Here is a 12574-nt window from a genome sequence, read left to right on the forward strand (position 1 = left end):
GGTTAAAGCAGTTCAGAGGAATAGCAACACGATATGATAAGCTAAAGTGTAGCTATGAGGGTGCAGTTGCATTAGCTTGTGTATTTATTTGGCTACCTTTATCGGGTAAATTCTATACTTGAAATGTCAACAGACCCTAATGTAATCAATCAAAAGTTTAGCTCGAGACTTTATATCCTGAATATCTTGTAAACACCAAGAGGATAATCTGAATAAATGCGTTTGTGCCGAAAAACCTAAAAATTTACTAGATTCGCTGTTGATTTCATCAGCAGCATCTAACATTGCATAGAGATATGAATTAAAGTTTTCATGCGGTACTTGTTTACTATAAGCTTCAAATTTAGATAAAAAATCTTCTAATACATTTCTAGTATCTAGAGAAAGTATATGTTCTTTAAGTGGTTCTCTATCAGCGGTTAATTGTAGAAAGCTTACAAAATCTGATGTCGAAAAATCTTCACTATCAAAACTAAGTTTGAAATATTTATCAAAATGGTCTTTATGACAGATTCTTAATTGTGTAAACCATTCTTGGTACGATTCGTAGTGATGATAATAGTTGCTAGTGATCCATTGAGTAGTTGGAAAAAGACATTCTAAAATACCTTTCACAGACTCTCTATTTTCTTCAGATGAACTTTTGATAACATCTTCAATTACTTTTGAATATTTTACTTTGTCTGCTTGATTATCGCCTGAACTTGAACGTAAAGTTGTGAAAGCTTTTTTAGATTGAGAAACTCTCTCATACACAGTTGGCTCAAATACTCTTAAGCATTCAATACCAACCAAATCTATTGGATCTGCTTCGAAAATATCATTATTCTTAAATAGATTAAAATTAAAAGAAAGAGTAGAGTTGAATCTATAAACATTCCTCAAATTATTAAAATAATTTTTTAAACCATTATGATATATCTCAGCCCATCTCTCTTGATCAAATTTTTTGTCTGCATCAGTGTGGCTATTTATCACATTGTTTAATAGCTTAAATAAGACTTCATGGACTTGTTTCAGTTGAATTTGAGGAATTGTAAAAGGAATTTGAATAATTTTTTCTAAATAATTTTCACCAGACTGTGTGCTATCGGTGAGCTTCTTTTCAACAATATCTTTTTGAAATAGTAGTGAAAATATTACATTTGGAAAATCAGTGTTAGCTTTAATTAATTGGAAAATCATCCTTAACTCTGGGGTTGTAAGACGATCTAAATCATCCATAACAATCAAAAGAGGAGTCTGTCTTTTACCTAAAGCTTCAATGAGCTCTTCACGAATTTCTGTTAAATTTTTCTCATTTAACTTTGCTTTCTTTTCGTAATTTTCCGAAAGTTTACCCAAGTATTCACTTCCTTTTTCCGTAGCAGGTAAAATTAAAGCGATAAAAGAAGTGATGGTTGCAATGAGTATTGGTAATTGGGCATTATCAGTAAAGTAACTACTAATTAAGCCTGTACTTAATATTGCAGTTATAATTAATGGTAATGCAAGATTAGCACCTTTAAGAAGGGTGTGAGCTGTAGATAAATGGTTACCATATCTAGAGAATATATTTGCTAAATTTTGATCTTCTTGGGAGGAGTTTTTTCTTCCTATAGATTTTGATATTTCATCAAAGAAAGCTTGAACAATCTTATCTTGAGCTGACCATTCCCAAGGTGAAAACTCTATAATTGTCGGTGAGTTTTCTTGTTTTTTGGAATGTGCTAAAGCCATATTTTTTATAGATGATTTACCGGCGCCCCAATCTCCATGCAGAGCAATAACTAAACTATCATTACCTTTCCATTGTGAAATAGCATCACTTAAATTTTTAGAAAAATCGGCTCTACCTAATAAATCATCTTCCAAATTTTTAATTGGTCTGTCGGCAGAAAATCCATATTTATCTATATTCGTCATACTGTAGTATTAATTAAAGTTTTAATAATCTTATAGTACCAAATATATTTCTGATTTTTAATAAAAAAACCCCTCAACTGAGGGGTTTTTTCAAATCAAACTAAAGCATTAAAGCGCTGCAATCTGATCCATATTCGCTTGAATTTTCACTAACTGGTCAGCCAATTCAGCAAGTTTCACTTTTTCACCTTCAACTACAGCAGCAGGTGCTTTTGCCACAAAACCTTCATTTGCAAGTTTGCCTGCAATCTGGTCATGCTGCTTTTGCACTTTGTCGAAGTCTTTTTGTAAACGGCCCAATTCCGCTTTAGGGTCAATTAAACCCTTCATTGGAACAAAGACAGACGCATGACCGACTACAGAAGATGATGACAATGGTGGTTGTTCGCCATCTGCCAAGTAAGTGATGCTTTCCACTTTCGCCAATGCTTTAAACAAAGGTTCGATACGTGAAATTTGCGCAACTTCAGCATCAGTGATGTTTTGCATTAATACTGGAAGTAAACGCGCATTACCTAAGCCCATTTCACCACGGATATTACGAACCGCGCCAATCAAACCTTGTAGCCAGTGCATATCTGCTTCAGCTTGGTCGTTAATGAGTGCTTGATCTGCAACAGGGTAAGCCGCAGTCATAATGGTTTCGCCGCCCAAGCCAATCATTGGTGCAAGGGTTTGCCAAATTTCTTCAGTCAGGTACGGCATGATTGGGTGTGCAAGACGTAAAGATGCTTCCATTACCGCAAGAAGAACACGACGAACTTCTGCTTTACGTTCTTCAGATACGTTTTCATCGTTCAGAACTGGCTTAGTTAATTCTACATACCAGTCACAGTATTCATTCCAGATGAACTCGTAAATTGCTTGTGCAGCCAAGTCTAAACGGTAGGTTGCAAATGCTTGTTGAACGGCTTGTTCCGCTTTTTGTAGACGGCTCACGATCCATTGTTCAGGTAATTCCCAAAGATCAGGACGTGCAGTTTGACCCACCGTTTGACCTTCAACATTCATCAGCACGAAACGGGTACCGTTCCAGATTTTGTTACAGAAGTTACGGTAGCCTTCAACACGTTTCATGTCGAACTTGATGTCACGACCGGTATTGGCAAGCGCACAGAAGGTGAAACGAACGGCATCCGTACCGTAAGCCTGAATGCCTTCCGGAAATTCTTTACGGGTCGATTTTTCAATCTTCGCCGCCTGTTTCGGATTCATTAGTCCTGTAGTACGTTTTTGTACCAGAGTTTCTAAATCTACACCGTCAATCAAGTCTAAAGGATCAAGTACGTTACCTTTAGATTTAGACATCTTCTGACCTTCGCCATCACGTACCAAACCATGTACATACACAGTTTTAAACGGAACTTGCGGCGTGCCATCTTCATTTTTCATGAAATGCATGGTCATCATGATCATGCGGGCAACCCAGAAGAAGATGATGTCAAAACCGGTGACCAATACATCTGTTGGGTGGAAAGTATTAAGGAAATAGTTTTCCGCATCTTTCTTGGCATCACCCGTCCAACCTAAAGTTGAGAATGTCCAAAGACCAGATGAGAACCAGGTATCCAAAACATCTTCGTCTTGTTTCAGTTCAACATCAGCCGCAATGCCATTTTCTTCACGCACTTCCGCTTCATTACGACCTACATAGATGTTGCCATCTACATCGTACCAAGCTGGAATGCGGTGACCCCACCAGAGTTGACGTGAGATACACCAGTCTTGGATGTTGTTCATCCAGGCCATGTACATGTTGCTGTATTGCTCAGGCACAAATTTAATCTCGCCATCTTTCACCGCTTTAATGGCAGGTTCAGCAAGTGGGGCAATTTTTACATACCACTGGTCAGTCAATAATGGTTCAACGATTACGCCTGAACGGTCACCGCGAGGTGCTTTCAAGTCATACGGCTGGATTTGGTCTAACCAGCCTTCAGCTTCAGCTTGTTCAACCAGTTTTTTACGTGCAGCAAAACGCTCTAAACCAATATAGTCTGCAGGTGCAGGAATGGTTTTAGAAATCTGTTCGCCTGCTTTGGCAATGTATTCAAACTCAGCCAGCACTTCAGCATTTTTGTTGAAGATGTTGATGATTGGCAAGTTGCAACGTTTACCTACTTCATAGTCATTGAAATCATGCGCAGGGGTGATTTTTACACAGCCTGTACCGAAGTCTTTTTCAACATATTCATCAGCCACCACAGGAACCAGGCGGCCTGTAATTGGCAGAACGATGTTCTTGCCGACCAGGTGTGCATAACGTTCATCTTCAGGGTGTACTGCAACAGCCGAGTCACCAAGCAATGTTTCAGGACGCGTTGTTGCTACAACAAGGAAGTTATTGCCATCTTTGGTACGAAGGTCTTTATCTTCAAAGAAATATTTAAAGTGCCAGAGTGAACCTTTTTCTTCTACTGATTCAACTTCAAGGTCAGACAGCGCAGTTTGCAGTTTCGGATCCCAGTTCACCAGGCGTTTACCACGGTAAATCAAGCCTTCTTTATGTAAGCGTACGAAGACTTCTTTTACTGCGTTGGAAAGACCATCATCCATGGTGAAGCGTTCACGCGACCAGTCTACAGAAGAACCGAGGCGACGAATTTGACGGGTAATGTTGCCGCCAGACTGTTCTTTCCATTCCCAGACTTTTTCAATGAACTTTTCACGGCCCAAGTCATGACGGCTGATGTCTTGTGCAGCCAATTGACGCTCAACCACCATCTGGGTTGCAATACCGGCATGGTCAGTCCCCGGTTGCCACAAGGTATTTTTACCCAACATACGGTTATAGCGGGTCAATGCATCCATAATGGCATTGTTAAAACCATGACCCATGTGCAAGTTACCAGTGACGTTTGGGGGCGGAATCATGATACAGAAGGAGTCGCCTTTTCGAGACGGCTTAAAGTAGCCATTTTCTTCCCAAGTCTTGTACCATTTTTTCTCGATCTCGGTAGGATCGTATGTCGTAGCAATATTTTGCGCAGAATCAGTCATAGTCAGAACAGATCAAAAGTGAATGAAAAATTAGGACTATTGTAGCAAAAAAATTACCGAATGAGGCAGCTTCACCAAATGCAAACTTTATGCAATTGGCATACCCTGAATAAGATCTTATGATAAGAGTTAAATAAAAACAGCGCAAATGATCGCAGAACAATTCTAAAAGGATATTATCATTATGAACTATATAATTTCTTTAAAATTGAGCCGAGAAACTCACCAGCGGTTTCAGCAGATTCATCAGCAATTGAATCAGGGGGAAACGCAAAGTTTAGCCAAGCCCCTAGGCAAGGTGCTGGCAGATATTTCCTGTGAAATTGTCGATCAGGTTTTTGGTGAAATTGCCCGATTGTCGACTACAGCCGATGGGGAATCTGAAAGAATGGTGCAACAAATTTTAGATACCGTCCATAAATATATGCCATGGTCAGTTTCCTTTTTCGGCAATGATCGCCTGGTTCCGATGGTGAATTATCTGAAAGCTAAAGCCTATGAGGAAAATGGTCAGAATTATATTTCTTATAATGTCGATCATGTCTTGGTGGTGGAGTTGCTGGAATGTGTGGAGCAACTGAAAAAGGGCAATACGCATTATGTTTCGCCCGGCTTAAAAGCGTTTACCCAGATGATCGATCAAGGCGTAACCAGCCTGGTTCGTGAACCTAAGAACATATTGAAATTTAATTTGGTGGTCGATAAAACTTTAAATGGCGTAATTCATTTGACTACTCAAATGGGCTATAAGCGTTTAGAAAAGCTGGGTACACAGTACGATTCGCAAATGACCCATCGTTATTTTGATCATTTTCTGATGTTTTTAAATCATGAGCAAAAATATTAACAAACTATAAATGTATTAATATATCAACATATTATCAATCTTAAATGGGATAAGGAATAACCAGATGACGAAGCAGGATAGTTTAAATAATAAAGTGGTATGGATTACCGGTGCATCTTCAGGTTTGGGTAAGGCTCTTGCACAAGAGTGTGCCTTACAGGGGGCACAGATAGTACTTACTGCCCGTCGTAAGGATGAACTGGAAAATGTTCGTCAAAGTTTAGTCAATCCGGATCAGCACATTTTAGTGGTTGCTGACATTACCGATGAAACGCAAGTCCGCCATGCTTATGAACAGGTGTTGAATCAAAAGGGGCGTATTGATTGGCTGATCAACAATGCCGGACTCAGCCAGCGTGCCTTGATTGCCGATACCACCATGCAAACTGAGCGTGCCATCATGGAAGTGGATTATTTCTCTCAAGTGTTCCTCACCAAAACTGTTTTGCCGACTTTCTTAAAGCAAAAATCAGGTCGAATTGCTTTTGTTTCCAGTGTCGCAGGTTTATTGGGAACCCAATACCGAGCATCGTATTCAGCAGCCAAAGCCGCTATTCATATGTGGGCAAACAGCTTAAGAGCAGAAGTGGCGGATGATGGCGTGGGTGTTTCGGTCATTTTTCCGGGCTTTGTTAAAACCAATGTTTCATTTAATGCTTTAAATGGCGAAGGCAAAGCTCAGGGTCATCAGGATGAAGCGATTGAAAATGGTTTACAACCTGATGAATTTGCCAAAATTGTAGTCAGGTCTTTGCTTGCAGAGGAAGAATATATTGTGGTTGGGGGACGTAAAGAAAAACTGGGCGTTTTAGTTTCGCGTTTATCGCCATCCACACTGTATAAAATGATTCGCAAGATGAAGGTAAAATAATCGTTTACTTAAAGCTAGGCAGACTTATCAAACCAAATTTGAGTTGAGCATGTACTTTAATGATGAAAAAAGATTTTTCTTATGGAGTGCATGTCTAAGCTCTTTTTCATTTTCGAACTCAGCTTTGGCCAATCCTTAATGCAGATATCGATGAAAGAAATTCTGTATGAGTGATGCAAAGTAAAAAAGTGATGCAAAGTAAAAAACGAATCGCTACTAAGATATTCAGTTATGCAGTTAAATAAAGCATCATGAAAGGACAGGGAGTCGGGAAAATTGTAAAAAGTTGAACTTTAAATTATCCTGGCAAAAATTCAGGCTTAAATTTGACGGAGCCCAGTATCAATTTCCCAAAAGTTTTGTAGACGAATATCAATACTGAGCAATGGATTCAAATAGATTTATTAACTCTGTATCGCCGTTCCATAAGCAAATACTTCGACCATCCCACCTTGCATGCCTAGTTCAGTGGTACTTAATCGAAAGCCCATAATATGGGACGCGCCCATTTTTTCTGCTTCCAGTTTTAAACGCACAATGGCTTCACGCCTAGCACGTTCAACCACACTTTCATAATGGGTTAAACGACCACCGAAAAAGTTCTCAATATTGGCAATGACATATTTGAAGTAGTCATGGGAAATGACCACATTGCTACTCACCAATTGCCCATCATGAGGTGAGATCTTAAAACGGCTATTATCCAGCGTAATATAAGCCAGACGCTGTTCTTGTTCATCCAGTTCATTTAAATGCTTTCTTTCGACATGACGTCCAAAGCCCCAGCCAATCGCAAATAAAATCACAAAAATGGCTATTTTAAATATCAAGGCATCCATAACTTAGCCTTGAGTCGGGAAGGGATCAGGCAGGTTTTGTGTATTGGCTTCAACTACCACGGCAGTGCCATAAACAAAAAGTTCCGAAGCACCCTGCGCAATATTTGAAGTTGAAAATCGGATACCGACTACCGCGTTTGCACCGATAGATTTGGCTTTTTCAATCATACGGCTCATGGCTTCCTGACGGGACTCTTCAAGCAATTCGGTATATGCAGTCAGTTCACCACCGACGATATTTTTTAAGCCGGCAAGCAAATCACGTCCGACATGTTTGCTGCGAACGGTACTGCCATAGACCACATCAATTTGGCGGATAATGGTATGTCCCGGAACAGATTCTAGATTACTTAAAAGCATTTTTTGATATTCAAATAAAAGAGGTTGTAGTGAAGATAGGAAATCGAGCCTTAAAAAGCAATAAAAAAGCCTGCAAGAGCAGGCTTTTTAACAAGGCTAAAATTTATTCAGCGCTGTTTGCAGCTTTTTGTTCAGCAGTAGAAGCTGGTTGTATAACGACATCACTGGTGTTGGCTTTAATACCACCCCCGAGTGTTTTATAGATTTCAATCTGGTTATTCATGTTGGCTTGTTCAAGCAACAATAAACCTTGTTCAGCTGTATAAGACGTACGTTGTGCATCCAGTACCGATAAGTAGCTGTCAATACCGGCACGAAAGCGGGCATTGGACAGTCGGTAAGTGGTATTGGTTGCATCCACCAGACGACGCTGCGCCGCTAAACGGTCACCAATATTTTGACGTACAGCCAAGGCATCATTCACTTCGCGGAAAGCGGACTGAATCGATCTTTCATAGTCAGATAATGCAATTTGCTGATCTGTTTCTGAAATTTTGATGTTGGCTTGACGGGTGCCCCAATCGAAAATTGGGAGATCAATACTTGGACCAAATGACCAGACAAATCCGCCTGATTTGAACAGATCACTTAAGCTGGTTGAAGCATAGCCTGCATTACCGGTCAAACTAATGGTCGGGAACAAACGTGCTTTAGCCGCAACAATATTGGCACCCGCTGCAGAAAGTTGATACTCAGCAGCACGTATATCAGGACGGTTGGTGAGCAAGTCACTTGGTAAGCCTGCAGTGAGTGCATTGTTGGTGGTAATACGCGTTACACGTTGAACCGGTAGCAAGTTTGCAGGAACCGCTTGACCTACAAGCAGGTTAAGCAGGTTCTGTGCTTGAGCAATTTGGGTCTTGTAATTGGCAACATCATTACGTGCGGTTTCTACCGAGATCTGTGCCTGACGAACAGGAATTTCACTGTCGATACCGACATCAAAACGTTTCCTGTTGAGGTTATAAGACTCTAGTTGAGTTTTCAGGGTGTCCTCCGCAAACCTTAAGTTTGCATTGGCAAAAGAATAGTCCAGCCATGCTTGAGCAACCTGACCGACCAGTGCAATTTGGGTGGCATCACGTGCACTTGACGTTGCTAGATACGTATCTAAAGCATTGTCTTTTAAGCTACGGACACGACCCCAAAAATCCAGTTCGTAGGCAGTTACACCCAGACCAACATTGTAATTGGTCTGTGCACCATTGCTAGTGAGCGTGTCTTGACGAAGCACACTACCACTGGCACCAATGGTGGGCAGCTGGTTGTTCTGGGTAATTTGATACTGTTGCTGTGCACGTTGAATATTCAATGTCGAAATGCGCAAATCACGGTTATTGGCCAATGCCAGATCAAGCACTTGTAATAAGCGTTGATCGGCAAAAAAGTCTTTATAACCTTGTTCAGCAATTGAAGGACCAGAACTGGCAGTTAAATAGCCCTGTTCTGGAATATTCGCTTGAGCTACGGGCTCTGGGCCACGCATGCTTTGACAGGCTGTCAAAGCAAGCGCAAGTGCAGATACCGCAATGCTACGACCTGAAATAGACCATACCTTTTGCATCACGATGTTTGCTCCTGATTATTTGGTTTTTTAGGTTTAAATTTAAAGATACTTCGAATCCAGACATAGAACACCGGAATAAAGAAAATACCCAATAAAGTCGAACTGATAACGCCGCCCAGTACACCATAACCGACCGAGTGTTGGCTACCTGCACCCGCACCCGAAGAAAGGGCAAGTGGAAGTACACCAAAACCGAAGGCTAAAGTGGTCATGATAATTGGACGTAAACGCATTTTTGCGGCATGAAGGGTTGCTTCAAGTAAAGGCTCGCCTTTATCTTCTTGCAGTTCCTTGGCGAACTCTACAATCAGGATCGCATTTTTTGCAGCCAAACCAATGACGGCAATAATCGCCACCTGGAAGTAAATGTTATTCGACAGGTTTGGATCTTTTAGCAGAACCATACCCAAGAAAGTCAGGCCGATTGCACCGACAATACCCAGTGGAATCACCAGCATGACTGAGAATGGAATTGACCAGCTCTCATACAGTGCAGCCAGACACAGGAATACAATCAGCATTGAAAGCGCATATAAACCCAGGGTTTGTGAGCCAGATTCACGTTCTTCCAAAGATAAACCTGTCCATTCATAGTCAAAACCGGTCATACCCATTTCAGGCAATTTGGCGATGATTTCTTCCATGGCAAGCATAGCCTCACCCGAGCTGACACCCGGAGCAGGCGTACCCTGAATGTTGACAGATGCAATACCGTTATAACGCTCTAAACGTGGTGAACCATAAGTCCATTCACCGGTTGCAAATGATGAAAACGGAACCATTTGACCTGTATTATTACGCACATACCACTTGTTGAGATCTTCCGGCATCATGCGTGCGTCAGGAATTGCCTGTACATAAACTTTCTTCACACGACCGCGGTCGATAAAGTCATTAATGTATGAACCACCCCACGCAATACTCATGGTGCTGTTGATTTCTGCAATACTGACGCCCATAGCGCTGGCTTTTTCATTATCCACATAAATCTTGTACTGTGGCGTGTCTTCTTGGCCATTTGGACGTACACCGGCCAGACGTTTGTCCTGAGCAGCCATCCCTAAGATCATGTTACGTGCAGCCAGCAGTTTTTCATGACCATTACCCGCTGCATCTTGCAACATCAAGTTAAAGCCTGCAGAAATACCCAGTTCAGGCATTGCAGGAAGCTGTAAGGGCATGACATAAGAGGCATCTTTGGCAATCACGTTAAGTGCCATACCACGTTGAATAATGGCACCCACAGCAGACTCTTTACTAGTCCGTTCTTTCCAGTCTTTTAGCTTAATAAAGGCAAGACCGGCATTTTGACCGACACCAGTGAAGGAGAAACCGGCGACACTAAAGACCGAGTCGACATTGGCTTTTTCATTTTCCAAGAAGAAATTCGTCATCTGGTCAATGACTTTTTCAGTACGATCAAGAGCGGCATTTGGAGGAAGTTGAACCAGTGTTATCACCACACCCTGGTCTTCATCCGGTAAAAATGAACTTGGCAGGCTTTTGAACAAGAACAATAGACCGACAATCACTACCGCATAAATCGCACCGGCAATGACTTTATGAATTAACAGTTTTCCTACCCAGTTTTGGTAGCCTTGGGCCATACGGTCGAAACGGCTATTAAATCCACGGAAGAAACGGGCAAAGAAACCATTGCTCTGCTCTTTGTTTTTATCATGCTGCTTTAATAGGGTTGCACATAGTGCAGGAGTGAATGTTAATGCCACAATTAGTGACAAAATCATTGCGGTAACCAGCGTAATCGAGAACTGGCGGTAAATGACCCCAGTGGTTCCGCTAAAGAACGCCATTGGAATGAATACTGCAGACAAGACGGTGGTAATACCCACCAGTGCACCAGAGATCTGACTCATCGACTTTTCAGTCGCTTCAACAGGCTCGAGGTGTTCTTCCGCCATAATACGTTCAACGTTTTCGACCACAACAATCGCATCATCCACCAGTAGACCAATGGCAAGGACCATAGCAAACATCGTGAGCGTGTTAATCGAGAAGCCGAACAAGTTAATAACCGCAAAGGTACCCAATACCACCACAGGTACTGCCATGGTCGGAATAATGGTCGCGCGCCAGTTCTGCAAGAACAGGAACATCACCAGGAATACAAGCACAATAGCTTCAATTAAAGTGTGAACTACACTTTCAATTGAAAGTTTAATAAATGGCGTAGTATCAAACGCTAATTGGTCTTTTAATCCTGTCGGATAATTTTTGCGCAGTTGAACCAAACGTTCTTCAATTGCGGTTGCGGTATCTAATGCATTGGCGCCAGTTGCGAGTTTAACCGCTAAACCGCCAGCAGGTTTACCATTAAATTTAGAGGTAAACTGATAGTTATCCGAACCTAATTCAACTGTGGCAACCTCACCCAAAGTCACTTTTGCTCCAGTTTCCGCACTTTTTAGATAAATATTACGGAACTGGTCTACTGTTTGTAACAGACTTTGTGCATTTACGGTGGCATTTAAAACCTGACCTTTAACGGCAGGCGCACCCCCCAATTGACCGACTGCAACCTGTGCATTTTGTGTACGCAGGGCAGCTACCACATCACTTGGAGAGAGCTGGTAGCTGGCTAGTTTGGCAGGATCGAGCCAAATACGCATGGCGTATGAACCACCAAAGACTTGAACTTCACCCACACCCGCAACACGGCTAAGCGGTTCAGAAATATTCGAGTTCACATAATCTTTAATATCGGCATCAGTCAATTCACCATTCGGTGAGTAGAAAGCCAATACCTGCAAGAAACTTGCACCAGACTTGGTTACTCGAATCCCTTGGCGTTGTACATCTTCAGGTAAAAGAGCCGTTGCTGACTGCAATTTATTTTGTACTTGAACTTGGGCAATATCTGGATCAATGCCTTGTTCAAAGTTTACCGAAATAGAGGCTTGACCATTACCCGCACTATTTGAAGAAATATAGCGCAAGCCATCAAGGCCATTCATTTGCTGCTCGATAATTTGAGTGACTGTATTTTCTACAGTTTCAGCAGATGCACCTGGATAAGTCGCAGAAATGCTCACCGTCGGTGGCGCAATGGTCGGATATTGTGCAATGGGCATTTTGCTTAGGGTTAAAATACCCGCCAGCATAATGACCAAGGCAATCACCCATGCAAAAATCGGGCGATGAATAAAAAAGTGAGCCATTTAGTC

At 41.6% G+C, this 12574-nt stretch carries 8 protein-coding genes and 1 pseudogene; 3 read left to right on the forward strand and 6 right to left on the reverse strand.

The window, feature by feature from the left end:
* Nucleotides 1-122, forward strand: a pseudogene (locus tag ACKI4H_RS03380) (IS5/IS1182 family transposase); the annotation flags it as partial.
* 4 nt (nucleotides 123-126) lie between these two features.
* Here ACKI4H_RS03380 and ACKI4H_RS03385 read toward each other — a convergent pair.
* Nucleotides 127-1905, reverse strand: coding sequence for a P-loop NTPase fold protein (locus tag ACKI4H_RS03385; RefSeq protein WP_407303890.1), 1779 nt, complete (start codon nucleotides 1903-1905; stop codon nucleotides 127-129).
* A gap of 108 nt (nucleotides 1906-2013) precedes the next feature.
* Nucleotides 2014-4905: a valine--tRNA ligase gene (locus tag ACKI4H_RS03390; protein WP_407303891.1), complete on the reverse strand. Its 2892-nt coding sequence runs from the start codon at nucleotides 4903-4905 to the stop codon at nucleotides 2014-2016.
* A gap of 184 nt (nucleotides 4906-5089) precedes the next feature.
* Here ACKI4H_RS03390 and ACKI4H_RS03395 point away from each other — a divergent pair, with 184 nt between their 5' ends.
* The gene (locus tag ACKI4H_RS03395; RefSeq protein WP_407303892.1) at nucleotides 5090-5752 is read left to right on the forward strand and encodes a hypothetical protein; all 663 of its coding nucleotides are present in this window, start codon (nucleotides 5090-5092) and stop codon (nucleotides 5750-5752) included.
* Between the two features lie 64 nt (nucleotides 5753-5816).
* Nucleotides 5817-6623, forward strand: coding sequence for an SDR family oxidoreductase (locus tag ACKI4H_RS03400; protein WP_407303893.1), 807 nt, complete (start codon nucleotides 5817-5819; stop codon nucleotides 6621-6623).
* Nucleotides 6624-7027: 404 nt separating this feature from the next.
* On the opposite strand, the gene ACKI4H_RS03405 is transcribed toward ACKI4H_RS03400, so the two are convergent.
* From ACKI4H_RS03405 to ACKI4H_RS03420, 4 genes are all read right to left on the reverse strand, one after another.
* The gene (locus ACKI4H_RS03405) at nucleotides 7028-7462 is read right to left on the reverse strand and encodes a YbjQ family protein (RefSeq protein WP_407303894.1); all 435 of its coding nucleotides are present in this window, start codon (nucleotides 7460-7462) and stop codon (nucleotides 7028-7030) included.
* A 3-nt stretch (nucleotides 7463-7465) separates the two neighbouring features.
* Complete coding sequence (locus tag ACKI4H_RS03410; RefSeq protein WP_407303895.1) at nucleotides 7466-7822, reverse strand: YbjQ family protein; 357 nt, start codon at nucleotides 7820-7822, stop codon at nucleotides 7466-7468.
* Between the two features lie 103 nt (nucleotides 7823-7925).
* Nucleotides 7926-9386 carry a multidrug efflux RND transporter AdeIJK outer membrane channel subunit AdeK gene (gene adeK / locus ACKI4H_RS03415; RefSeq protein WP_407303943.1) on the reverse strand — a complete coding sequence of 487 codons (1461 nt, stop codon included), beginning with the start codon at nucleotides 9384-9386 and terminating at the stop codon, nucleotides 7926-7928.
* Entirely contained in the window at nucleotides 9386-12568 is a 3183-nt protein-coding gene (locus tag ACKI4H_RS03420) for an efflux RND transporter permease subunit (RefSeq protein ID WP_407303896.1), read from the reverse strand. The genes adeK and ACKI4H_RS03420 overlap by 1 nt, the downstream gene beginning before the upstream one ends.
* Nucleotides 12569-12574: the final 6 nt, after the last annotated feature.

Source organism: Acinetobacter sp., assembly GCF_045628685.1.
GTDB lineage: Bacteria > Pseudomonadota > Gammaproteobacteria > Pseudomonadales > Moraxellaceae > Acinetobacter.

Bases quoted from the DNA above. Each gene is read 5' to 3' on its own strand.
- adeK (WP_407303943.1), bottom strand. From the start codon at position 9,386: ATGCAAAAGGTATGGTCTATTTCAGGTCGTAGCATTGCGGTATCTGCA.
- ACKI4H_RS03410 (WP_407303895.1), bottom strand. From the start codon at position 7,822: ATGCTTTTAAGTAATCTAGAATCTGTTCCGGGACATACCATTATCCGC.
- ACKI4H_RS03390 (WP_407303891.1), bottom strand. From the start codon at position 4,905: ATGACTGATTCTGCGCAAAATATTGCTACGACATACGATCCTACCGAG.
- ACKI4H_RS03420 (WP_407303896.1), bottom strand. From the start codon at position 12,568: ATGGCTCACTTTTTTATTCATCGCCCGATTTTTGCATGGGTGATTGCC.
- ACKI4H_RS03400 (WP_407303893.1), top strand. From the start codon at position 5,817: ATGACGAAGCAGGATAGTTTAAATAATAAAGTGGTATGGATTACCGGT.
- ACKI4H_RS03405 (WP_407303894.1), bottom strand. From the start codon at position 7,462: ATGGATGCCTTGATATTTAAAATAGCCATTTTTGTGATTTTATTTGCG.
- ACKI4H_RS03395 (WP_407303892.1), top strand. From the start codon at position 5,090: ATGAACTATATAATTTCTTTAAAATTGAGCCGAGAAACTCACCAGCGG.
- ACKI4H_RS03385 (WP_407303890.1), bottom strand. From the start codon at position 1,905: ATGACGAATATAGATAAATATGGATTTTCTGCCGACAGACCAATTAAA.